21 protein-coding genes are annotated in these 25,654 nt (G+C 36.3%); 19 read left to right on the top strand and 2 right to left on the bottom strand.

Going from position 1 to position 25,654, the window contains the following annotated elements; genetic code table 11:
• The 17 genes from JM172_RS20855 to JM172_RS20775 all read left to right on the top strand — a co-directional run.
• Window positions 1–3,444: Ig-like domain-containing protein (locus JM172_RS20855; RefSeq protein ID WP_214484310.1), on the top strand; the 3,444-nt coding region annotated here is incomplete at its 5' end.
• A 241-nt stretch (window positions 3,445–3,685) separates the two neighbouring features.
• Complete coding sequence (gene flaG / locus JM172_RS20850; RefSeq protein WP_214484309.1) at window positions 3,686–4,042, top strand: flagellar protein FlaG; 357 nt, start codon at window positions 3,686–3,688, stop codon at window positions 4,040–4,042.
• Between the two features lie 18 nt (window positions 4,043–4,060).
• Window positions 4,061–5,572 carry a flagellar hook-associated protein 2 gene (locus JM172_RS20845; protein WP_214484308.1) on the top strand — a complete coding sequence of 504 codons (1,512 nt, stop codon included), beginning with the start codon at window positions 4,061–4,063 and terminating at the stop codon, window positions 5,570–5,572.
• Between the two features lie 22 nt (window positions 5,573–5,594).
• Window positions 5,595–5,996: a flagellar export chaperone FliS gene (gene fliS / locus JM172_RS20840; RefSeq protein WP_214484307.1), complete on the top strand. Its 402-nt coding sequence runs from the start codon at window positions 5,595–5,597 to the stop codon at window positions 5,994–5,996.
• Window positions 5,996–6,346, top strand: a complete 351-nt coding sequence (gene fliT, locus JM172_RS20835) for a flagellar protein FliT (protein ID WP_214484306.1) — start codon at window positions 5,996–5,998, stop codon at window positions 6,344–6,346. Before fliS ends, fliT begins: the two co-directional genes overlap by 1 nt.
• Before the next feature lie 8 nt (window positions 6,347–6,354).
• A complete protein-coding gene (locus JM172_RS20830; protein ID WP_214484305.1) occupies window positions 6,355–6,741 on the top strand; it encodes a DUF8042 domain-containing protein in 387 nt (128 codons plus the stop codon).
• Between the two features lie 814 nt (window positions 6,742–7,555).
• Window positions 7,556–8,101: a ribosome hibernation-promoting factor, HPF/YfiA family gene (gene hpf / locus JM172_RS20825; RefSeq protein WP_214484304.1), complete on the top strand. Its 546-nt coding sequence runs from the start codon at window positions 7,556–7,558 to the stop codon at window positions 8,099–8,101.
• Between the two features lie 264 nt (window positions 8,102–8,365).
• Window positions 8,366–8,647 carry a hypothetical protein gene (locus JM172_RS20820; protein WP_214484303.1) on the top strand — a complete coding sequence of 94 codons (282 nt, stop codon included), beginning with the start codon at window positions 8,366–8,368 and terminating at the stop codon, window positions 8,645–8,647.
• Between the two features lie 486 nt (window positions 8,648–9,133).
• Window positions 9,134–11,641, top strand: a complete 2,508-nt coding sequence (gene secA, locus JM172_RS20815) for a preprotein translocase subunit SecA (protein WP_214484302.1) — start codon at window positions 9,134–9,136, stop codon at window positions 11,639–11,641.
• Window positions 11,642–11,827: 186 nt separating this feature from the next.
• A protein-coding gene (gene prfB / locus JM172_RS20810; RefSeq protein ID WP_214484301.1) for a peptide chain release factor 2 occupies window positions 11,828–12,929 on the top strand; the annotation gives its coding sequence in 2 pieces (ribosomal slippage) (window positions 11,828–11,899 and window positions 11,901–12,929; 1,101 coding nt in all).
• A gap of 677 nt (window positions 12,930–13,606) precedes the next feature.
• Entirely contained in the window at window positions 13,607–14,476 is an 870-nt protein-coding gene (locus tag JM172_RS20805; RefSeq protein ID WP_214484300.1) for a YitT family protein, read from the top strand.
• A 55-nt stretch (window positions 14,477–14,531) separates the two neighbouring features.
• A complete protein-coding gene (gene cccB / locus JM172_RS20800) occupies window positions 14,532–14,906 on the top strand; it encodes a cytochrome c551 (RefSeq protein WP_214484299.1) in 375 nt (124 codons plus the stop codon).
• A 466-nt stretch (window positions 14,907–15,372) separates the two neighbouring features.
• Window positions 15,373–16,059, top strand: a complete 687-nt coding sequence (gene ftsE, locus JM172_RS20795; RefSeq protein ID WP_214484298.1) for a cell division ATP-binding protein FtsE — start codon at window positions 15,373–15,375, stop codon at window positions 16,057–16,059.
• Window positions 16,049–16,936, top strand: a complete 888-nt coding sequence (ftsX, locus tag JM172_RS20790; RefSeq protein ID WP_214484297.1) for a permease-like cell division protein FtsX — start codon at window positions 16,049–16,051, stop codon at window positions 16,934–16,936. The genes ftsE and ftsX overlap by 11 nt, the downstream gene beginning before the upstream one ends.
• A 78-nt stretch (window positions 16,937–17,014) precedes the next feature.
• Complete coding sequence (locus tag JM172_RS20785) at window positions 17,015–18,256, top strand: murein hydrolase activator EnvC family protein (RefSeq protein WP_214484296.1); 1,242 nt, start codon at window positions 17,015–17,017, stop codon at window positions 18,254–18,256.
• A gap of 574 nt (window positions 18,257–18,830) precedes the next feature.
• Window positions 18,831–19,580 (top strand): methyl-accepting chemotaxis protein, encoded by a 750-nt coding sequence (locus tag JM172_RS20780; protein WP_214484295.1) that lies wholly within the window; start codon window positions 18,831–18,833, stop codon window positions 19,578–19,580.
• Window positions 19,581–20,225: 645 nt separating this feature from the next.
• A complete protein-coding gene (locus JM172_RS20775; RefSeq protein WP_214484294.1) occupies window positions 20,226–21,686 on the top strand; it encodes a S41 family peptidase in 1,461 nt (486 codons plus the stop codon).
• Between the two features lie 100 nt (window positions 21,687–21,786).
• Here JM172_RS20775 and JM172_RS20770 read toward each other — a convergent pair whose 3' ends face one another.
• On the bottom strand, window positions 21,787–22,356 hold the full coding sequence (locus JM172_RS20770; RefSeq protein ID WP_214484293.1) for a GNAT family N-acetyltransferase: 570 nt from the start codon (window positions 22,354–22,356) through the stop codon (window positions 21,787–21,789).
• Window positions 22,357–22,823: 467 nt separating this feature from the next.
• On the opposite strand from JM172_RS20770, the gene JM172_RS25505 reads away from it, so the two are divergent.
• Window positions 22,824–24,017, top strand: coding sequence for a PDZ domain-containing protein (locus tag JM172_RS25505; RefSeq protein WP_214484292.1), 1,194 nt, complete (start codon window positions 22,824–22,826; stop codon window positions 24,015–24,017).
• 121 nt (window positions 24,018–24,138) lie between these two features.
• Here JM172_RS25505 and JM172_RS20760 read toward each other — a convergent pair whose 3' ends face one another.
• Entirely contained in the window at window positions 24,139–24,672 is a 534-nt protein-coding gene (locus tag JM172_RS20760; RefSeq protein WP_214484291.1) for a CueP family metal-binding protein, read from the bottom strand.
• Between the two features lie 378 nt (window positions 24,673–25,050).
• Here JM172_RS20760 and JM172_RS20755 point away from each other — a divergent pair, with 378 nt between their 5' ends.
• Entirely contained in the window at window positions 25,051–25,323 is a 273-nt protein-coding gene (locus JM172_RS20755) for a hypothetical protein (RefSeq protein WP_214484290.1), read from the top strand.
• Window positions 25,324–25,654: the final 331 nt, after the last annotated feature.

Genomic DNA, 25,654 nt, shown 5'->3' with positions numbered 1-25,654 from the left:
GATCCATCGACAGTAACGTTGGCACAAGGAGAAACGCAACAAATCTCAGTCGTAGCCAATATGTCAGATGGAACAACAAAAGATGTAACAAGCGAAGTAGCGTACAGTAGTGACGACGCAAGCCAAGCAGCAGTAGATGCGGCAGGTTTAATTGCGATCCCGGCAGATGCAACTGGAGGCACAGTAGCCATTACAGGAAGCTATGAAGGGCATACAGGTACAACAACAGTAACTGTCCCAGCAACAGTGCAAAGCATTACATTAGATCCATCAACAGTGACGTTGGCACAAGGAGAAACACAACAGATCACAGTCGTAGCGAATATGTCTGACGGAACGACTGTAGATGTAACGAACTTAGTGACATATAGTAGTGCAGATGAAAGCTTAGCAACAGTAGATACATCTGGTTTAGTTACAATCTCCCCAGACACGAATGGTGGTACTGTAGTAATTACAGGAAGCTACGAAGGAACAAGTGGAACTACAACAGTCACAATTCCTGAAATAGTATTAAGTATTACAGCTGATCCATCTGAAGTAACATTAAAGCCAGGAGAAAGTCAACAACTAATCGTATTAGCAGATATGTTTGACAATACGCAGGTTGATGTAACAAGCATTGTTAGCTACAGTAGTAGTGATGAATCACTTGCAATGGTGGATGTAAATGGCCTTATTTCCATTCCAGATACGGCTATTCCTGGAACGGTATATATTGATATGAGTTATGAAGGGAAAACAGTAAGAACGACAGTAACAATCCCGCAACCACCAACAGTCTCTGGAATTACATTTGAACCTGGTGAAGTGACGTTAAGTCAAGGTGATACTTTACAAGGTCAAGTGATAGCAAACATGTCTGACGGTACCCAAGTGGATGTGACAAATAGTGCAACATTTGATAGCAGTAATGAAAATATAGCAACAGTAGATGAGAATGGCTTGATTACCATTCCAGACAATGCACCAGAGGGAAGTGTATATGTTAGAGGTTATTACGGAGGTAAATCAAACTACACAATTGTCACAATAGAGCCAGGGCCAGATGCAGTAGTAAGCATAGAAGTTAACCCAACAGAAGTGACGTTAAAGCCAGGAGAAACCCAGCAGTTGCAAGTAACAGCAACAAAGGGAGACGGCTCACAAAATGATGTGACAACAAGTGTGGTGTATAGTAGTAGTAACATAAATGTAGTAGTAGATACGGCTGGACTCGTAACAATCTCAGATATGGCTGGAGCAGGTACATTCTATGTTGATATGAGCTATGAAGGTAAAACTGCAAGGACAAAGGTAATAATTCCGCAACCACCAACAGTCTCTGGCATTACATTTGAACCTGGTACAGCGACGTTAAGTCAAGGTGATACTTTACAAGGACAAGTAATAGCTAATATGTCAGATGGTACCCAATTGGATGTAACCGATAGTGCAACATTTAATAGTAGTAATGAAAATATAGCAACAGTAGATGAGAATGGCTTAATTACCATTCCAGAACATGCACCAGAAGGAAGTGCATTTGTTAGAGGTTATCACGGAGGTAAATCAACATACACAATCGTCACAGTAGTGCCAGGGCCTGATGCAGTAGTAAGCATAGAAGTTAACCCAACAGAAGTGACGTTAAAGCCAGGAGAAACCCAGCAGTTGCAAGTAACAGCAACAAAGGGAGACGGCTCACAAACTGATGTGACAGCAAGTGCGGTGTATAGTAGTAATAACGTAGGTGTAGTAGTAGATGCGGCTGGACTTATCACAATCTCAGATACGGCTGTAGCAGGCACACACTATGTTGATGTCACCTATGAAGGAAGAACAACAAGAACGACAGTGACGATTCCTCAACCACCGACAGTAACAGACATAACATTTGAGCCTGGAACAGCGACGTTAAGTCAAGGTGATACTTTACAAGGACAAGTAATAGCTAATATGTCAGATGGTACCCAAGTGGATGTAACCGATAGTGCAACATTTAATAGTAGTGATGAAAGTATAGCAGTAGTGGATGCAAATGGCGTGATTACCATTCCAGACAATGCACCAGAGGGAAGTGCATTTGTTAGAGGTTTTTATGGAGGTAAAGCAACATACACAATTGTCACAGTAGAGCTAGGGCCAGATGGCGTAGCAAGCATAGAAGTTACTCCAACAGAAGTGACGCTAAAGCCAGGAGAAACTAATCAGTTACAGGTAACAGCAACAAAGGGAGATGGCACGCAAACTGATGTAACAGCAAATGCAACATATATTAGCAGTAATATAAACCAAGCAACAGTAGATGCAAATGGTTTAATTACAGTATCAGCTACAGCAGGAGCAGGTACAGTATATATTGACATGAGCTATGAAGGAAAAACAACAAGGACGACAGTAACGATCCCACAGCCACCGACAGTTACAAGCTTAACGTTTGAGCCGAATACAGCAACGTTAAATCAAGGAGAGACATTACAAGGTCAAGTGGTAGCGAGCATGTCAGACGGTACTCAAGTGAATGTAACCGATAGTGCAACATTTAATAGTAGTGATGATAATATAGCAACAGTAGATTTAAATGGTCTGATCACTATACCGGCTACTTCACCAGGAGGAAGTGTATACATCCGAGGTTATTATGGTGGTAAATCAACATATACAATTATTACAGTCCCAATACCACCAGATCCTAGTGAAGTTACAAGTTTAATAGTTTCTCCAGACGCAGTAACGTTAAAACAAGGAGAAGTTCAGCAACTACAAGTGATAGCGACACTAGGAAATGGCACACAAATTGATGTAACGTCAAATGGAGTATACAGCAGCAGTAATATAAACCAAGCAACAGTAGACGCAAATGGTCTGATTACAGTATTAGCTACAGCAGGCGCTGGTACGGTATATATTGATGTCACCTATGAAGGAAGAACAACAAGAACGACAGTGACGATTCCACAACCACCGACAGTAACAGACATAACATTTGAGCCTGGAACAGCGACGTTAAGTCAAGGTGATACTTTACAAGGACAAGTAATAGCTAATATGTCAGATGGTACCCAAGTGGATGTAACCGGTAATGCAACATTTAATAGTAGTGATGAAAGTATAGCAGTAGTGGATGCAAATGGCTTGATTACCATTCCAGACAATGCACCAGAGGGAAGTGCATTTGTTAGAGGTTATTATGGGGGTAAATCAACATACACAATCGTGACTGTTACTAATCCACCGACTAATAGTACAAATTTAATAAATAGCCAATCTATACCGCTAAACTTAACCAAGTTTTCTAAAGGAAACATATTAACAGATAGTAACCACCAAGACTTCACATCAAGATTCGTGTTTAGAGATATGAAACCAAGCTTTACAGATTTTAATAATATCTTATCGATATTACAGCCTTCTTTTAATGGAAGTATGTATATGCGACATAGCTTTTATGATATTGAGTAGAATCATTCAATAGCATGAGTTAATACGTATGAAGGGGTTGACTCAATATGGGTCAACCCTTTTTTGTTATTATGTAAATATGTAACTTTTTGATTTTTTGGTGTCAATTTGTATGTTAACTCCGTTATGCTAGACGATGATCTTATAATTCATTCTTTTTTTATTGAAGCTATTCTTTCCTATCAACTTTTTTCCAATATTACCGATATAATGAGTAAGCAAGCGGTAAAGGGGTGAGTTTATGGATGTTAATCATATGACAACAATTGTTCCTTACACCACACCTTATATAGAAGGTCAGCAAGCTTTTAAAAATCAGAAAAATATGGAGCAGAATGTTAATAAATTATTAGAAGAAACCGTAACGTATGTTCCTAAATCTAGAATAGAAAAACTGTTTGATGAATTAAACAAATTTGTTGAATCGACAAGGACATCTATTAAGTACGAATACCATGAAGAATTAGAGGAATATTACGTCACGATTATAGATGATTTGACGAAGGAAGTAGTCCGAGAAATACCAGCAAAGAAAATACTAGATTTATATGCAGCAATGACAGATTTCATTGGTTTAATGGTTGATGAAAAAATATAACATATGGAGGTTATTAAGATGCGTATAGGTGGTTTAGCTAGTGGAATGGATATTGATCAACTCGTCAGTGATTTAATGAGAACAGAGCGTTTGCCGCTTGATAAATTAAATCAACAAAAGCAATTGTTAGAATGGCAGCGTGATGATTATCGAGAAATGAACACGCTGCTAAAGGAATTAGATACTTTTATTTTCGAAGGAATTGATCGTGAAGGTAACCTATTGTCAAAAACAACGGTAAGCTCTGATGACAGTGTTGTGACAGCCGTTGCGGATTCTTCAGCTTCGGATATTTCGACTGAGATCGAAGTGTTAAATTTAGCGAAACCAGCCACATGGATCTCTGATGGGACAGCTAATTTTATGGCTGGTACAAATCGAACGATTAGTTTATCAGTCACAAATGGCGATGGCACTGTAAGTAATAATATAACGGTCGATATCTCTGATACTGACACGTTAGATAATGTTATCAAAAAGCTTAATGATACGAAGGAGCTTGATTTAAATATTTTCCACGATTCTGAAACAAATAAAATTGTCATTACATCAAATGAACCAGGTGCACAGTCGCAAATCATGATTGACGATGCTGAGACGGAGGCGTTCTTTCAAGAAATAGGCTTTACAGCAGTTGCTGGTGCGGAACTAGGTGATACGGATGGCAATGGAGTAATTGATGGCTCAGATGCACCGATTAAAACAAGTGGGGAAGATTCAGCCTTTGTAATTAACGGTTTAAGCACAACTCGTTCATCAAATGATTTTAAAATTAACGGTGTAGCCTATACATTAAAAGGTGAAAGCCCTGGAACAACAGTAAGTATTTCCACGTCGACGGATACAGATAAAATTGTTGATACAGTTGTACAATTTGTTGCCAAATATAATGAAATCATTGATACAATAAACGGTAAGCTTTCAGAAAGTCGTAATCGTGATTATCCTCCTTTAACTAGTGAGGAAAGGCAGGGATTGAGTGAAACAGAAATTGAATTATGGGAAGCGCAAGCGAAAAGCGGCTTAATTAGGAATGACTCAATGTTATCGAGTGGTTTAAATCAATTAAGAATAGATTTATATTCTCCAGTATCTGTTGACAATGGTTCAATTATGCTCAATGATTTAGGTATTAATACTACAAAAGACTACCTAGAAAATGGGAAGCTTGAGATTGACGAATTCACATTACGTGAGAAAATTGCCGAAGATCCAGAAGCAGTTTATGAATTGTTTAATGCAGAAGGAAGCTCTCATGAATCAAAGGGACTTGCTACAAGATTACGAGATACACTTAGCACAACGATGGAACAAATCGTAGAGAAGGCAGGAAATCCACTTAAGACAGATGAACAATTCTTGATAGGGAAAAACTTAGTATCGATCGATAAACAAATCGATAGCTTCGAAGATCGATTAATTCAAATTGAAGATCGCTATTGGAGACAGTTCACTGCAATGGAGCAAGCCATCCAACGTGCAAACGAGCAATCTGCGTTTTTAGTTGAGCAATTCGGCGGTGGTTATTAATTAAAAGGAGTGCAAAAGTAATATGACTTTAAATAATCCTTATCAATCTTATCAGACAAACTCTGTTGTCACAGCGTCGCCAGGTGAGCTTACGTTAATGCTATATAATGGCTGTTTAAAATTTATTAATCTAGCTCGCAAAGCCATTCAAGAGAATAGCATTGAAGAAAAGAACACCAATCTGTTAAAGGCACAAAACATTATTAAAGAGTTAATGGGATCGTTAAACATGGATATAGAAATTTCTAAAAATATGATGACGATGTATGAATATATTCTTCATAGGCTGATTGAAGTGAACATTAACAATGATGTTGAAGCACTTACAGAAGTAGAAGGACATATAACTGAGTTTCGTGATGCATGGAAGGAAGTTATCCTTATTAATCGTCAGCAACAGCCTGACCAAGGTGGGCGAGCATAGTGGATACTGTCTCAGCGTTGCACAACGTATCTAAACAGCTGTATGACATATTACATAATGATATTCCAAAGGATGAACGTGACGGTCATATAGCAAGCATAGAGGAACTGATAACGACAAGACAGACATTAATTGACGCACTAAAGCCACCCTATAGTGTAGAAGAGAAAAGGCTGGGAGCTGAAATAGTGTCTATCAATAAGGATATCGATGAGAGATTACTGCAATTAAAAAATACAATTAAGCTCGATTTGACTGACATCAAAAAAAGAAAGCAATCTACAAACAAGTATGTTAACCCATACAGAAGTTTACTTACAGATGGTGTATTTTACGATAAACGAAAATAGGTGACACGATGGTTACACTTGATGCTGTACAGTTTGAGATGGTTAAACAATATTTTAATTTGTTAGATACGATTGAAGAAGGCTTTGATTATGTAATTTCAAGCTTTGAAAACTACGAGCAAACTGAAAGTGATCGGATTTTTGCTGATATTCATGCTGCATTTTTAAAGATTTACGAAACGAATCAATTTATGGTTCAAATCTTTCGTGAGGATGTGGATGTAGAGTCTCATATCGATCAATTCGAGGATGTAGTGCTTGAAGTGAACAAGCTTGAAGACGTCATTTTTGACGTGGCTGCAAAGCAGAGGTTAATTGTAAGCAATATTAATCCAGTCTTCATTACATGGAAGAATTCCATTCAAAGGGCGCTACGTAAGTATATTCAGCAGTAAAAAGATGTTGGTTCATTAGCATTCCCTTAACATGTATTGTTAAACAATTTGTTATGAAGAAAGAGTTCTTAGGGGTTGATCAGCTTAAAAATGATCAGTCCCTTTTTTATTGTATTAAATTCCTTTCATAAAGCAAAAAGGAAAGGTCATGATTCATAAGGATCCTTTTTTGTGCATAACAATAATTACCCTCTAAAAAATGGATTTGTAGCATGCTGAATATCGGTCGTTACGGACGAGTGTATTAATCACTTTCATCAACAACTGTAAGTCGCTTTTTCATAAGCTGGGTTTGATATAAAAATCTTTTAACTAATTTTACATACTCCCTTCTTCTAACGTCTAATTTGTAATATATCGGTTATGTATATAATGAAAATCGTCACAATTTATTCACAGTTTATTTGACGTTTAAGAAGGAAATGATAAGGGCATTGTAGAAATGTATATACATAGCTTAAGAAAACCGCTTAGCGGATTTCTAGAGATAAGAGAAGGGTATGTGGCGTATAGATTTTAAACAACTTCCACACAATCTTAACTCGAATAAGTTATAAGTTTCAAGAAAATGAGGATAAGAAGGATGGGGAATTGTAAAGTCTTATTCCTGGACTTTTTGAACATCCTTTCAAAATGGAGTTCAAAAATGAGGATAAAAAGGACGAAGAAGATCAAGGCGGTGGAGCTTTGAGTACCAGGGTGTACGTTTAAAGGGTACATGAGGATCGGAAAAGCGAACCAACGCAGATATTCACTGTCATTTTTCCCGGACTTTTTTGAACATCCTCAAGTTAACTAAAGGAGGAGTTCGTGTATGATTTACAACATTCGTGGTGAAAACATTGAAGTAACTCCAGCATTGCGTGAGTATGTTGAGAAAAAGATTGGTAAATTAGAAAGGTATTTCGATGATTCTTCAGATGCCACAGTTCATGTTAATTTAAAAGTTCATAGTGATAAGCATTCTAAAATAGAAGTAACGATTCCAATGTCTCAGCTATTGTTAAGAGCAGAGGAAAATCATGAAGATATGTATGCAGCGATTGACCTTGTGCTAGATAAACTTGAGCGTCAAATTCGCAAGCATAAAACTAAGGTGAACCGTAAGTTCCGAGATACTGGAACTCCTAAATATATGTTTACAAATGAGCCTGTAGCGATTCCTGATGAAGAAGAGGATGACTTAAAGCTTGTACGTACAAAGCGCTTTAACTTAAAGCCGATGGACAGTGAAGAAGCAATCCTGCAAATGAATATGCTCGGTCATAACTTCTACGTATTTACGAACTCAGAGACGAACCGCACAAATGTGGTTTATTTAAGAAAAGATGGCAAATACGGTTTAATTGAACCGAATTAAAAAAATTGATAAGAAAACGTTAGGTTGTTCATAACCTAGCGTTTTTTGATGGTTAATGTGAGGTATGAGTAAAGTGCTTGCTTTGTATGGAATTGCATATGATTTCTTGTATTATTGGTCTATATCTCATTGCTTTTTTATAGAAATGTTACTTTTTTAATAATATAATAGTATATGTCGAGTAACCTTATATTTGTGGTTTATGACGAGTAGGAGTTTATTGTGAGGCTTTTTAATTAATGTTAATGAATGGAGGTGAATATGATGGAGAAGATTTTATTAGAATTTATGAGCGAAATGCGGGAATTTAGAACAGAGATAAATGGACGTTTCACGAAGTTAGAAGGTGAAATGGACGAGCGTTTTACAAAAGTAGATAAGCGACTATCGAAGATTGAAAACGATGTAACGGAAATTAAGGAAGCTGTTGTAAATAACCTTTCTGAGTCAAGGAGTCATTTTAAACATATTGAACAATCTCTTCAGCAACATCACTCCATGTTTCAGTTCATGACTGATGAAATTAATAAAAAATACCGCTATTAATACGTACTACATCACCACTAACTACAAATTGTATAAATGAAAACGAAAGTAGTTGAAAACTCAATCTATATCACTTCATGAAAAAACTTCCGCACCTCTAATTTTATCCATTGATCAGTCTTAGATGTCTACAGCCTAATTATGAATGATTTACAATGAAAAACGATGTGGTTGTCACATATCCCTCTTTTAACAATTACTTTTCGTAAACTGAGTTATTTAAAAAAATGTACTTAGAAGAATGAACTAACTCTTTTTCATACAAGTTTTGTTAAGGTTTTTGAATGAAATAAAAAATATTCATATGATTCTGCCTTCTTATGCTCCCACATTCCTCCAAAATGTTGTTCACTTTGTCTCAAAATGTTAATATTAGAAATAGGATTTCTATAAGGGAAAAAACTTAGTATATACATTATTATATATCCAGTGAGAGAATGTGTCGTATTGGGTGTAACTTATATGAAAAATAGAGGAGCGTTTTGAATGCTTGGAATGATAAAGAAAGTACTTGATGGTAATAAACGTCAAATTACTAAATTGGAAAAGCTTGCAGCACAAATTGATTCATTAAGTGCAGATATGGCTAACTTAACGGATGAGCAGTTACAATCAAAAACAGCAGAATTCAAAGGTCGTTATGATAAAGGGGAAAAGCTTGATGATATGCTTGTTGAAGCCTTTGCGGTTGTTCGTGAAGCAGCAAAGCGTGTGTTAGGCTTATATCCATATAAGGTACAATTAATGGGGGGTGTTTCCCTTCATGATGGTAATATTTCTGAGATGAAAACAGGAGAAGGTAAAACATTAACAGCGACAATGCCGGTATACTTAAATGCCTTGACAGGAAAAGGTGTGCACGTTGTAACTGTCAATGAATATTTAGCAAGTCGTGATGCTCATGAGATGGGTCAGCTATATGAATTTTTAGGATTAACAGTCGGTTTGAACTTAAACGGTATGTCTCGTGAGGAAAAAATAGAGGCGTATGCAGCTGATATTACATATGCAACGAACAATGAGCTAGGGTTTGATTATTTACGTGATAATATGGTGCTATACAAAGAACAGATGGTTCAGCGACCGCTGTATTATGCGGTGATTGATGAGGTTGACTCAATTCTTATTGATGAAGCAAGAACACCTCTAATTATATCTGGTTCAGCACAAAAGTCAGCACAATTATATGTACAAGCTAATGCGTTCGTACGTACGCTAAATAAAGAATCAGATTTTATTTTCGATGAAAAATCAAAAGGTGTTCAGCTAACTGAAGAAGGCATGAATAAGGCTGAACGTGCTTTCGGTATTGATAACCTATTTGATATTACACATGTTTCATTAAATCATCATATAAATCAAGCGTTAAAAGCGCATGCTAGTATGCATAAAGACATTGATTATGTTGTTCAAGATGGCGAAGTTGTGATCGTTGATCCTTTTACGGGACGTTTGATGAAAGGCCGTCGATATAGTGAAGGTTTACATCAAGCAATTGAAGCCAAAGAAGGACTTGATATTCAAAATGAAAGCATGACACTGGCAACAGTAACGTTCCAAAACTATTTCCGTATGTATGAAAAGCTTTCGGGTATGACAGGTACGGCAAAAACAGAAGAAGAAGAGTTTAGGAATATATATAACATGCACGTTGTCGTCATCCCAACGAATAGGCCAATCGTACGTGATGATCGTGCCGATCTTATTTATAAAACGATCGAAGGGAAGTTTCGAGCAGTTGTTGAAGATATTGCCGAACGCCATCAAAAAGGGCAGCCTGTACTTGTTGGAACAGTGGCTATTGAAACTTCTGAAATTATATCTAAGTTTTTAAAGAAAAAGGGTATTCCTCATCACATCTTAAATGCGAAAAATCATGGGAAAGAGGCACAGATTATCGAAGAAGCCGGTCAACCTGGTGCGGTAACGATTGCAACGAACATGGCTGGACGTGGTACAGATATTAAACTTGGTGAAGGTGTGAAGGAAGCAGGAGGACTTTCGGTAATTGGTACAGAACGTCATGAAAGTCGCCGAATTGACAATCAATTACGTGGTCGTTCCGGTCGTCAAGGAGATCCAGGGGTGACACAATTTTATTTATCCATGGAAGATGAGCTGATGCGTCGCTTCGGATCGGACAATATGAAAGCGATGATGGAGCGACTAGGCATGGATGATACACAGCCTATTCAAAGTAAAATGGTTTCAAGAGCCGTTGAATCAGCTCAAAAACGTGTTGAAGGAAATAACTTTGATGCTCGTAAGCAGCTTTTACAATATGATGATGTATTACGTCAGCAGCGTGAAATTATATATAAACAAAGATCTGACGTCCTGTCATCAGAAAACCTTCGTGATATCGTTGAAGGTATGATTAAGTCAACGATTGAACGATCTGTTGAATTGCATACTCCGAAGGAAGAGCTTCCAGAAGAGTGGAACCTTAAAGGCATCATTGATTATACAAATGCAACGATGCTTGCTGAAGGTGATGTCTCACTTGACCAAATTAAAGGTCAGGAGCCTGAAGAAATTAGTGAGCTCATCTATGCAAAAGTAAAAGAACGTTATGATGAAAAAGAACAACAATTAGCGCCAGAGCAGATGCGTGAGTTTGAAAAAGTTATCGTTCTGCGTGCGGTTGATAGTAAATGGATGGATCATATTGACGCGATGGATCATCTTCGTCAAGGTATTCATCTTCGAGCTTATGGCCAGATTGATCCATTACGTGAGTATCAAATGGAAGGATTTTCGATGTTTGAAAATATGGTGGCTTCAGTTGAAGAGGACGTTGCTAAGTATGTGATGAAAGCGCAAATTCGAAACAACCTCCAACGTCAAGAAGTCGCAAAAGGACAGGCGGTTAATCCAAAGCAAGACGGAGAAAAGCAAAAGCGCAAACCAGTTAAAAAAGCAGTCTCCATCGGCCGAAATGACCCATGTTATTGCGGAAGTGGGAAGAAATTTAAACAGTGCCACGGCAAATAACGGGGATCTGACCCTCGATGCTATACAGAGATAAAGGTTATTTTATTCTTTACTGTGAACAAAGGTGAGTTGGAGTGGATGCTAGCTCACCTATTTTCTATGATAATTTGTTTTAATGTATTTAGATTACAGTCAAGAGGATATACATGTAAGGTAGGTAAAAATTATTATTGAGGTGGAAAATAAATGGATTTAGTTGAAATTAAGCAAGAGCTTGACAAGATGGCTACTCGTTTAGCTGATTTTAGGGGGTCTCTTTGACCTCGATACGAAGCAAGCACGAATAGATGAGTTGGAAGTATTAATGGCAGCACCATCCTTTTGGGATGATCAACAAGCGGCTCAAACTGTCATAAATGAAGCAAATGGCTTAAAAGACTTAGTTAACAAGTTCACAGCGCTAAATGAGACATTTGAAAATCTTGAAGTGACTCATGAGCTAGTCAAAGAAGAGCCAGATGATGATTTACAAAAAGAGCTTGAAAATGAATGTAAAGCATTAACGAAGGACTTAAATACATTTGAATTAGAATTGTTATTAAGTGAACCTTATGACAAAAATAATGCAATTTTAGAGCTACATCCAGGTGCGGGTGGTACTGAATCACAAGATTGGGGTTCAATGCTATTGCGTATGTACACACGTTGGGCAGAGCGAAGAGGTTACAAAGTAGAAACCTTGGATTATTTACCAGGAGACGAAGCTGGTATTAAAAGTGTCACACTGTTAATTAAAGGGCATAATGCATACGGCTATTTAAAAGCGGAAAAAGGTGTTCATCGCCTCGTTCGAATCTCACCTTTTGATTCGTCAGGTCGTCGTCATACGTCTTTCGTATCATGTGAAGTGATGCCAGAGTTTAACGAAGACATTGAAATTGATATTCGTACTGAAGATTTGAAAATAGACACGTACCGTGCAAGTGGGGCGGGTGGTCAGCACGTCAATACGACAGATTCGGCAGTAAGGATTACTCATACTCCGACGAACGTTGTTGTTACGTGCCAATCAGAGCGTTCACAAATTAAAAACCGTGATCGAGCGATGAAAATGTTAAAAGCAAAGCTCTATCAAAAGAAAATTGAAGAACAACAAGAGCAGCTTGCTGAAATTCGTGGTGAGCAAAAGGAGATCGGCTGGGGAAGTCAAATTCGTTCTTACGTATTCCATCCGTATTCTCTCGTGAAAGATCATCGTACGAATACTGAAGTAGGTAACGTACAAGGTGTGATGGATGGTGAGCTTGATTCATTCATCGATTCGTACCTTCGTTCAAAACTTAACTAAACAGATGTTGCCCCATTCTATATGAGTGGGGTTTTTGTGTACCTTATTATGAGAATAGTTTTTTGTGTTTTTACTACTTAGGCAAGTAAATCCTCCATTGGGACAGTAAACGAAAGAATACGGCAAGTAAACCCTCACATTTGAACAGTAAACGAAAGAATACGGCAAGTAAACCCTCACATTTGAACAGTAAACGAAAGAATATGGCAAGTAAAAGCCTCCATTTAGCCAATAAACCAAAAAGTTTAGCGAGTAACAGCATAAAAATGGACTATAACAAGCATGTTCAACAAAAAAATAATAGGTTTACACAATATACAGAACATTTAACCCAAACATGTAGACAATCATAACGAGTGAACAATAAATCATATTTAATCAAATCAATTTGGCACCAAAAACTACTATATATAAGTACGAGATTAAATTATTCCTCGAAACTCCCTCTTATGTCTCTCATTAAGTTCTATGCGTTAAGTATTTTTCATTTTTTACCACTTATAAGATAGTTCCTCAAACAAAAAATAAGCAATAAGTTCCTTCTATAGTTTACTCCTTTAACACGTTATATGGTTAGCATTTACACGATATTTCCACCATGCTATACTCTCATAGGCAATTAGTTAAATTGTCTACATGACTTTTAGAATTGTGTTTAAAAAGGTGGAGAAAAAAGGATGAAGAAACGAAGCCGTAAGAGTCAAGCATTGGACCCGAAAATAATCGCAACACTAGACATATGTTATATACTGATTGGATCGGCTATTGTTGCTCTTGCTTTTAACTTGTTTTTACTACCGAACAATGTTGCCTCTGGTGGGGTAAGTGGTATTAGTACGATTACTAAAGAGATGTTCGGATGGAAGCCTGCTTATGTGCAATGGGCATTCAATGTACCATTATTTATCGCTGGCGTAATATTACTTGGTCGGAAATTTGGAATGAAAACATTAATTGGTACAGTGTTTTTGCCGTTTGTTGTTTATTTATCTGAAAACCTCGAGCCTGCTACTCAAAACCCGCTATTAGGGGCATTATTTGGAGGAATGGGTGTCGGACTAGGGCTAGGAATCGTTTTTCGTGGACAAGCATCAACAGGAGGAACAGATTTAGCTGCGCAAATTTTTCATAAGTATACAGGCATTGCCCTTGGAACATGCGTCGCATTTATTGACGGTATCATTGTTATAACAGCGGCTATTGTATTTGATATTGAAAGTGGTCTATATGCAATTATCGCATTATTTGTTACGAGTAAAACGATTAATTTCATACAAGTTGGGTTAGGCTATTCAAAAATGGCAATGATTATTACAAATGAGCAAGAGGAAGTCCGTAGTAAAATATTGCATGAACTTGATCGAGGAGTGACAAAGCTCTCAGCTTTTGGGGGCTATACGGATGACGAAAAGCCAATTCTTATGTGTGTTGTGAACCAAACAGAGTTCACTAAATTGAAACAATTGGTTAAAAGCATTGATACATCAGCATTTGTCGTTGCTATGGACGCCACCGAAGTCCTTGGTGAGGGTTTTAAAAGGGCCTAAATTGGGTATAATAAAGTTATATTTTACTAATTTCAGACATGAGGGGGAATCGCAAATGAAAAAGAAATTACTTGCATTATTGATGGGTACATCTCTTGTTTTAGCTGCTTGTGGTGGTGGCGGAGATGAAGCTACAGAACCAAAAGAAGAGGCTGAAACTACACCAACTGAAGAAACAGAAACAGAAACAGGAGATACAGGTGCAGTGAATGTTGCTGCAGCAGAAGATGTTTATAAACAAAGCTGTGCTGGTTGTCACGGTGGAAATTTAGAAGGCGGATTTGGTCCACAGCTAGAGGATATTGGCAGTAAGCTTTCACAAGCAGACATTGAAGATATCATTGCGAATGGTCAAGGTTCTATGAGTGGTGGAATCATTACTGGCGATGATGCAGTAAATGTTGCAGCATGGTTAGCTGAGAAAAAATAAGTTTTTGATAACAATTAGCTTTTACATAAAAAGTCATTCCATTAACACGGTTTGACTTTTTTTATTTGTAGGAAAATCTAGCTACTGCGGACACCCCTAAACAATTACCTCCTTTATCTTTTGGATTAATTATTAACTCTATTTCTATTTTTCACCTGCTTTAGACCTAATAGTAAATAAGAAGAGTTTCTATATAAACAAATAGCAACTAAATTTACAAAGATCTTTTAATTTAGGAAAAAAGCTTTATTTTTCTATCTCTTTTGACAATGTTCACGATTAATTGAGTGAGTCTGGTGCTCTTTTTGAAATATAACTGTAATAATTTTTTGTCCTAAATAGTCTATCTTTGATGTTATAATGGATATTGTGAATGTAAAATTATTGGATTTATCCATATAATTTGTCAAAAAACAGACTAACAAGAGTGTTTTTTACATAAAATGACAAAATTTAGGTGATATTAATGATAGAAATGCAGGATGTGTATAAAACTTATCCAAACGGGGTCCTTGCGATTAACGGGATTAGTGTGAAAATTAATGAAGGTGAATTTGTATATGTCGTTGGACCTAGTGGTGCTGGGAAATCAACGTTTATTAAAATGATGTACCGTGAAGAAAGGCCTTCAAATGGTTCAATTATGATAAATGGAATCAATTTATCAAGTCTTAAAGAAAAAAAGGTTCCTTTGTTACGAAGGCATATAGGAGTTGTCTTTCAAGATTTTAAACTTCTTCCTAAGCTTACTGTATATGAAAATGTAGCATTTGCTTTAGAAGTCATTGAAGAGAATCCAAAATACATAAAACGAAGAGTGATGGGAGTATTAGATTTAGTTCGCCTGAAGCATAAGGCCCGTTTTAAGCCAGATGAATTATCTGGTGGAGAGCAGCAGCGTGTATCTATTGCCCGTTCCATCGTTAACTCTCCAAAAATAATGATAGCAGATGAACCTACGGGGAACCTTGACCCAGATACAGCGTGGGAAATCATGGACATATTTGAGGAAATTAATAATAGGGGAACGACAATTTTGATGGCGACTCATAATAGTGAGATCGTAAACAAAATTAAAAAACGAGTTATTGCAATTGAAAATGGCAAAATTGCCCGTGATGAAATGAGAGGGGACTATGGTTATGAAATTTAGTACTCTCAAAAGGCATACACGGGAAAGTGTTAAAAACCTAGGAAGAAACGGGTGGATGACCTTTGCTTCTATCAGTGCAGTGACTGTTACTTTGCTGTTAGTAGGTGTTTTCCTTGTCATTATGATGAATATGTATCACTTTACTCAATTGATAGAAGAAGATGTAGAAATACGTGTGTTCATTGATACTGTAGCTACGGGTGATGAGGTCAAGGAGTTAGAAAAGAAGATTGATAAAATAGCTGAAGTTAAATCTATTACCTTCGTATCAAAGGATGAAGAGCTTGATAGCTTAGTAGAAAGTCTCGGACCAGTTCTTGATATGCTCAAGGGTGATAATAATCCTTTATCTGATGTATACGTTGTGAAAACGAATCAACCGATTGAAGTAAACGAAGTAGCGAAAAAAATTGAAGATTTCTCAGCAGTCGCACAGGTTGATTATGGTGAAGAAGTTGTGAACAACCTATTTAAAATCTTTAATGTATCACGAAATATAGGGTTAGGTTTAGTCATAGGACTATTATTTACCGCAATGTTCCTGATCTCAAATACGATAAAAATTACGATTGTAGCACGCAGAAGTGAGATAGAGATTATGAAATTAGTTGGCGCAACTAATTCATTTATTCGCTGGCCGTTTTTCTTAGAAGGGCTATGGCTTGGAATATTAGGGGCAATTTTACCAATATCTATCATTCTAACAGCCTATTATTATTTACAAGAAAATGCACAGCCGATGCTATCTGCTGACTTTCTACAAATGCTCCCATTTTACCCATTTGCACTGCAAATCGCTTTAATACTCATTTTGATTGGTGCATGTATCGGTGTTTGGGGTAGTTTAATGTCCGTTCGAAAATTCTTAAAAGTATAGATAAAGAGATAACATAAAAAATGATCTTAGTGTGAAAGAAAGAGATAATGAAAACTCAATGTTTGGAGGAATAAGACTTTGAAGCCTTTCAAATCAAAGCTATTACTACTTGGAGTTTCAGTTACAGTTGGGCTTAGTGGACTATTAGTTACTTCGGATAACAATGCTGCTTTCGCAGTAACAACAGAAGAAATTGAAGATAAGAAAAGCGAAATTAAAAATATCCAAAGTAAGAAAAGTCAAGTTACTGGTGAAATTACTGATGCAGAAAAGGAAGTTGAAGAATTACAACGGGAACAAGCTGTGTTACTTGATGAAATTAGACGTTTAGATATTGCCGTAGCAGAAACAAATGAACAAATTATTGCAAAGCAAGCTGAAATTGAACAGAAAAAGGAAGAAATTGAAGTATTAAAAGGTAAAATAGCTGATTTGAAAGAACGAATTGAAGCAAGAGATGAGCTTATAAAAAATCGTGCTCGTTCCTTACAAGAAGGAGGAGGAGCAGTTAGCTACTTAGAAGTTTTGCTTGGTGCAAAAGACTTTGGTGATTTCATAGGACGAATGAGTGCTGTAGCTAAAATTGTTAAAGCTGATAAAGAGATTTTACGTGCTCATGAAGCGGACAAGCAGTTGAAGGAAGAAGAGGAAGCCAATCTTACACAACAGAAGGAAGAATTAGAAGTAAAACTAGGTGAACTAGAAACATTACAGGCTGAGCTAGAGCGACAATCACAAGAAAAAGAAGTGTTTATGGAACAGCTAAAGGATAAAGAGGAAGAGCTAGAAAGAGAGATTCTTTCAAAAGAGGAAGAACAAGCGATTCTTGCAAAGCAAGAGCAGGCAGCAAAAAACCTGCTAAAAGCATTGGAGGAAGAGAAAAAGCGTGAAGAGCAAGCGAGGCAGAATGGTGGCTCTGCAGGATCAGGGACATTTATTAAACCAGCCGCAGGATCATATACATCTGGCTATGGGGCACGCTGGGGTACAACTCACTTTGGAGTAGATATTGCAAAACGCGGAACAGTACCTATTGTAGCATCAGCTACAGGTGTTGTATTCAGATCCTATTATTCTACTAGCTATGGTAATGTTGTATTTCTATTGCATGATATTGATGGACAAACCTATACGACTGTTTACGCACATATGAGTAGTCGAGCAGTTTCAGAAGGACAAGTTGTAACCCAAGGACAGCAAATTGGTTTGATGGGTAATACTGGGTTTTCCTTTGGTCAGCATCTTCATTTTGAAATACATAAAGGCTATTGGAATGCATCAAAATCAAATGCCGTAAACCCTAGAGACTATATTAACTAAGGATTTTTCATACAAACATTCACAACGTAAAATGTTAGAAAAATAATAGGAAGCATATAAACCTTAAACTAGCTGTTATGTTTTTACAATAACAGCAAAGCTTATGAATGTACCTTCCCTATATATGATGTTCAGACTTCCGTATAACAGAATTTATTGAATACCTTGAGGTAGTCTGTGTAGAAAGACCGTAAGTGCTCATGTACTTACGGTCTTTCTTTAGCATTGCTTTTTAGTATACATCATTTGTAGATTCATATAGAATAAGAAACAAGCGGTAAGCTTCATTACAAAAAAACAAGTCAACATGGGTACAATATACCCTATTCGTATGGGCTGAAAGTCTTGGTTTAAATGTGCTTTATTTATAATTTCTTCAGTTAGTTCCAGCCTATATTTAGTGGAATCAGCATTTTAGATTTGGTTAGCTTAAAAGACGATTTCATCTGGTTCCTTCAAAAGCACAGCCTTCAATAGAAATGACTTCAGTATTTGATGGTAGTTATAGTGGTGACAAGGGCATTGAAGAGGTGTAGCTATTAAGGTGTAGATAAAATGCAAAGGAGTGAAAAATTTGTCTCAAGCGATAAGTAATAATAAGCTTTTACAAGCAAAGAATGTTATGGAACTACAAAAAAAAGAAATGACTGAATTTTTAAATAATGCTGATAACATTGTCGAATCATCCAATAACCTAACGTACCTTTCAAACGATATTAATAATCAAGTGAATGAGGCATCTCAGTATGCTGAAGATGGCACTCAAACAGTAGTCCGTACTGTAGAAGAGATGAACAGTATTCAACAAGCCTCTACGGAGTTATTAATAAAGGTTGAAACATTAACTGGATTATCTCATCATTTAACTGAAATGATTAAATCGTTACAAAATATTTCTTCGCAGACGAATCTATTAGCTTTAAATGCCTCCATAGAAGCAGCCCGTGCCGGTGATGCAGGGAGAGGGTTTGATGTTGTCGCAAAAGAAATTCGTAAGCTATCTGAAGAGAGCGCCAAAGCAACAAAACAGGCGCAAACTTCAATTTCATCCATCTTATCTGAGATTCAAGATATTAGCGATCTTTCAAAGGATGGACAACATAAAATAGGAACAGGGATTCAAAGTGTTCAAACGTCAAAAGAGCTATTCGATTCAATCCACTCAGCGATCTCAGTTGTAGCTAACCAAAAAGAAGAGCTAAGGAATGTAACTGAAGAGATCAATCAAATGAGTCAAAAGGCTAACACGATAAGTCAAAGTATATCTGAAAATAGAAAAGTTATTGCAATAGGTTTAGATTCAGCTATAAGCGTACATAGTTAACTAGCGATTAGAAAACTGAGCAGTACATAAGGTGATGGACCGTATCGGTTAATGACGGTTCTCATGCTGTGTATACATACAACAGGCATATTTAACATGGTCCATTAAGCAATTGCTACCACCATTTTCTCAAATAATATCCATTTGTTAGAAAAAATATATGTACGATAAGGATGCTCAGTGACAGTGAAAACATTGAATGGTCTATCATAAATGATCGATATATATTTAAGATAATAAATCCATATAAACTAATTGTGCCGATCTTTTGATATTGCTCGGTTTTCTCCATATACAAATGCATGTCCTTTTTTAATAAAAGCAATACATTGCACAAAAAAGTTATTGTTTAGAGGTTTGAGCGTGATGTTCTGTATTTGTATGTAAATATATGGATTAATTACGATAGGATTTGAAAAAAGGGTTGGAAAGCTTTAAACTATATATAACGACATAAAATGAAATAGTTATTCATATAGTTGCTGTAAAGGCATCGCACTACTATCGTGTGATGCCTTTGCTACAATGTTTTCATAAATATGTAAGATCATACGTTATTTTGGTTACGCTTAATAGTGTGTGTTCAAATGGAAAGTTGGACATCATGATATAATAGTGAGTGCGAAGTTAAGGGGGAACGTTGTTGTGAGTCGAAAAACAGCAGTAATTTTGATTGTTATATCGATGCTACTAGGAGCTGGAGGTACTTACGCTGGAGTAAAGTATATTGATGATGATCAACCAGTCATTCAGTCGGACCAGTTGACTAGTGTAGAAGACAAAGCTGTTCAGCAAGAGGTCACCAATGATGAAGAGGATTTTACAAAAGTTGAAGAAGTGTTTGAATTAATTAAAAATCGTTATGTAGAACAAATTGATGACTCAGAGTTGATTGAAGGAGCCATCGAAGGCATGATTGAAACGTTAGAAGATCCGTTTTCATCATATATGGATAAGGAGACAGCTGACCAATTTAATCAGTCACTTTCATCGTCATTTGAAGGAATTGGTGCAGAGGTAAGTATGGAAGATGGCATTCTTACAATTGTAACACCCTTTAAAAATTCTCCTGCCGAAAAAGCAGGGCTAAAGTCTAAAGATAAAGTTATTACAGTAGACGGTGAAAGTATAGAAGGCTTGGATCTTTTTGAAGCAGTGTTAAAAATTCGTGGAGAAAAAGGTACGACCGTCGTTTTAGAAGTGATTCGAGAAGGTGTTTCTGACACAATAACTTTTGACGTTGTGAGAGATGAAATACCTATTGAAACAGTCTATTCATCTGTGAAAGAATACGCTGGGAAAAGCTTAGGATATATTCAAATTACTTCTTTTTCTGAAGACACGGATGAAGATTTTGAGCAACAGCTAGACAAGCTTGAAAAACAAAATATAGATGGTCTTGTTGTTGATGTTCGTGGTAATGGTGGAGGTTATTTAGATAGTGTCGAGAAAATGTTAAAACAATTAGTTACTAAAGATAAGCCATATGTACAAATTGAAGACCGCAATGGTGAGAAGCTACGTAGTTCTTCATCATTAAAGGAACAGAAGCCATATCCAATCGTAGCTCTAATTAATGAAGGTAGTGCCTCTGCATCAGAAATCTTTGCTGTGGCGTTAAAAGAAGCAGGTGGTTACGATATTATAGGTGAAACATCATTCGGAAAAGGAACAGTTCAACAGGCGATTCCGATGGATGATGGTAGCAGTGTAAAGCTTACACAATTTAAATGGTTAACACCAGATGGAAACTGGATTCATGAAAAAGGTGTGGAGCCAACTATTGAAGTGAAGCAACCAGCTTATTTTTACACAAATCCAATCCAGTTTGAAGAAGATTTAACCTATGATATGAATTCTGAACACATTAAAAATATTCAAATCATGTTAAAAGGACTCGGCTTCGACCCAGGCCGTGAAGACGGCTATTTCGGGAAAGAAACTGAAACAGCTGTATCGAAGTTTCAGCAAGCGAATAACCTTGAAGCCACAGGAGTTATAAATCAAGAAACAGCAACACAAATAGAAGATAGAATTATTGAGGAAATCGGTAAAGAAGAAAATGACGCTCAATTAAAGGCAGCATTGGAACAACTGACAAAATAAGTTGCAAAAAGGTCTGACATTACCATTGAATTCTGTATAAAAATCTTTTTAGAGATGTTATACAGGACATGATTGTGTGACAGACCTTTTTCCTTTATATTTATATCCCTGTTTCTTCATGTGAATTTTTGTAGTAGACAAGATTGTCAGTCCACTCATCGAATTCATAGATAAAGCCTTTCCTTATACATTCAAACTCCATACCTACACTTTTGGCTAATTGAATGGATGGTGCATTATCAATATTAATATGAGCTTCAATACGATGGAATTTTAATTCTCTGAAGGCAATATTAAGTCCTTCATTTACAGCCTCTTTACCATAGCCTTTCCGCCAATGATGATTATGAACCGTATAACCAATCCTTCCCCATTGAAAATGATCTCTTGCTAAAGTGGAAAAATCAATCATTCCTACATGTGTACCTGCTTCTTTCAGGAAAATGCCAAATATGTACACTTGATCATTCAATGCTAATTCTTGATGCTTTTCTACTAAGTTGTTAAACCACTCTCGTGTACACATACTCATATCAATTTTTCCTTCGTCATGCCTATGTTGAGATTGGAGTCTATTGTTAAATTCGTTAAGCCAGTTTTCGTAATCTTCTTGTGCTAATGGTCTTATGACTAATCTTGTTGATTCTGAAGCTGTATTAAATTGCTGCAAATAAACACCCCTAAATACTTTATAGTTATTTTTAATACTTAGATATACAACTAGTGCTCTTGTCGCAAACTTTGTTACTACTGTTATCAAATTAGTTTCAAAAATGTGGTTTTATATTGTTAGCTATCGATGTACAGAAGAAAAGATGCCATGAACTCTAGTTGTTTATTTCTTAATGCGAAAACATCCTTTATAAAACGCTTATAAAACTTTATGTAACTAATTTACTTTAGTAAACAAAGAGGTATAACGATCTAACTCATTTGCTAGATCACACACACAATCATGTGAAATACTAAATAAATTCGTATTTGATGTAATAGTCATAGGTGTAAATTGTGTAAACACATCATATCATGAAAGGCCATGCAGAGGTTGATATTGAACGTATCCTTTTTTCCAACAATTTGATAAAATAATAGATAACTAATTGTACGTATTTCATAGATAATTGAGGGGGTGGCTTAGTGGTAGAAGAATGGGTATTAGAGTTCCTTAAAGCGATTGGTCGTTTTTTCCTTCATCCATTAACATATTATTTTATTGCATATACATTACTAATCGGCTTTATCCGTGTGAAGAAAGAACGTCGTGATTTCCATGTTCGTATTTATGATTCTTTTCTTGAGCTTCGATCCTTATTTTCAGTCGGTCTATTTGCCGGAGCAATTCTTTCAATCGTCACAATCGGGGTAGGAATTGTTCTAACACTAGAGACTATTGTTATTGTTGCAATTATTACTTTGATATTAAGCTTTATGATCACACCTAGATTGTTAACACCAGCAAATGTGTTAGGTTTAACATTCTTTTCTTTAATATTATTACCGAAATTAGACTTGAATAATTTTGCTATGTTGTCATTTTCGTCAGACCAGTTGTGGACAAGCTTGTCAGGATTGGCCATTCTACTCGCATTATTTATGATAATGGAAGGTTTTTTAATATGGAAAAAAGGTGGGGTAGGGACGTCGCCTTATTTGAAAAAAAGTAAGCGTGGACTACAAGTAGGGGCACATAAAGCACAACGAATTTGGATGTTGCCTGTACTATTTCTATTGCCGGGTGAAGTTATTACTACTCAAATACCTTGGTGGCCTGTCTTTTCCATAGGACAAACTGAGTATGCGTTATGTTTCGTTCCTTTTGTCATCGGTTTTTCAATGCATATTCAAGGTATGCATCCATCTGAAATGATCCAACAAACAGGAAAACGCGTTTTATTGCTCAGTTTGATTGTAGCTATTGCTGCTATTAGTAGTATTTGGTTACCTGTATTTGCAACGATTGCTGTATTCATTGCGATATTAGGAAGAGAAATGATTGCCATTCAACAACGGTTGAAAGATGACTCCTATCCTTTTTATTTTTCGCAGCGTGATCACGGTCTTGTTGTGTTAGCTATTATCTCCCAGTCTCCAGCAGAAAAAATGGCAATTCAAGTTGGAGAAATGATTACGAAAGTGAATGGTGTAACTGTTCGATCAGTAGAAGAATTTTACGAAGCTATACAAAAAAATAGTGCTTTCTGTAAGCTTGAAGTCATTGATGTGAATGGTCAGGTACGCTTTACACAAAGAGCGTTATACGATGGCGAGCATCATGAACTAGGCATACTATTCGTCCAAGATGATAAGAAATGGGATAATGAAGCGGTATAAAATTGAAATAGGGGTTCACTCGCCATTTATTTATATATCATATGACTGTTGAGTATTCTTCTATTTTAGGAACTATAGCAACAAAGTTTACGAAAAGAGGGGCGTTAATAGACGCTCCTCTTTACATTAATTGCATTGTGGTCATACAAGTTTGATCTGTTTTATAAGTAGAAAAATTGTTTTCTGCCATTTTTCCGTCATGAGTTATTCTAACTTCGTATTCTTTGTCACGCGGTAACCACATATCAATAAAGCCATTTTCTCCAGAAACCATTGTTTCCTCAATAATAATATTTCCTGATGCATCTACGATTACAACATCAAATTGCTCATTTGCTAGTTCACCTTGGCAGCCTGTCAAGCTATGGTTTGTACATGGATGTGTATTCTTTACATATGGTGCAATTGAAACAAAGAATTCATCATCTGGTAAATCATACTCACGTTTCTCTCCGCTAGTTTCCTCTACAATGAGTTGCTCAGATGTAATAGATGCATTCTCTGCGTCAATGTTACCAATACTGTAGTCATTTACTAAATCTTTAATAGACTGTGGATCCATTTCTTGTTGAGATTGTGTCTGTGTATTTTCTTCACTGCAGCCTACTAACAAAAACGCAGTTGAGAGGACTACAAATACACTTTTCAATTTCATTAATATCCACTCCTTATTAGTTTCTACATGGTATTATACAGTATTTACTGTTAATTAGATAAAAAGCAAAATGGTTATCACTAAAATGTCATAATTCGTTTCTCGATGCTTTAAAAATGGTGAGTAAGAATGAGCTATATGTAGTCTATTACGAGGGACATAACACTTATTGCTATACGAACAAGGCAAGAAAGTTAGCAATTAGAACTAAGTGTCAGCCACGTATTCTGTTTGTCAATTGGGAATTAGCTACATTCAGTATATATGCAATATCTTCGTGTATTTAGTTGGATGTTAACAAAATGTTTTAAGAATCTGCAAAGTTTCTCAATTTATTTTTAAGATAATAACAGTAAATAAATGAAGGAGGGAAAAAGTATGAAAAACAAAATAATGGTCGGCATACTAACTGCAAGCTTAGCAATTGGAGCTGGTACTACTGCTTTAGCAAATGGAGGTCAATCAAGTAATTTCATGATTAATGACGATAAGATGAATAACATGGGTTGGAACGAAAATAACTTTGAATGGACTGAAATGAAAGAATACATGGAGGAAGTACATCCTGATCTCGGGGAAGAGGATTTACAAGAAATGTATAATTCTTGTCATGGTGAAAGCTCAGAGGCATTAACAAATTCAACATTATAATAGTAACACATTCTAATCGTAAGTCGATTTCTTAGCTCTGGGTCATAAGTAGATGATGTAGATAACTGAAACAATCCTTTAGTAGGGTTTAAGTAGTAGCTAAATGCTATGTGCTTATATGTTAGATACATTCAGTGCGAAAACAGCCACATGTATAGAAGGTTGAGTACAAATTGTTGTTATTTACTATGAAAAAGGGCGTAACCTCATTACTTAGGTATACGCCTCTTTTTTGATAATAATTGTTAATTTTGCAGAAAAAGTTCACGGATTGATGAATGGAGACATTACTAATTTCTTTAATAACAGAATCCATTTCATTGGCATTATT

This window comes from Bacillus sp. SM2101 (genome assembly GCF_018588585.1).
Lineage (GTDB): Bacteria > Bacillota > Bacilli > Bacillales > SM2101 > Nanhaiella > Nanhaiella sioensis.
The sequence above is the reverse complement of the archived record's forward strand: the minus strand, read 5'-3'. Positions and strand labels throughout refer to the sequence as shown.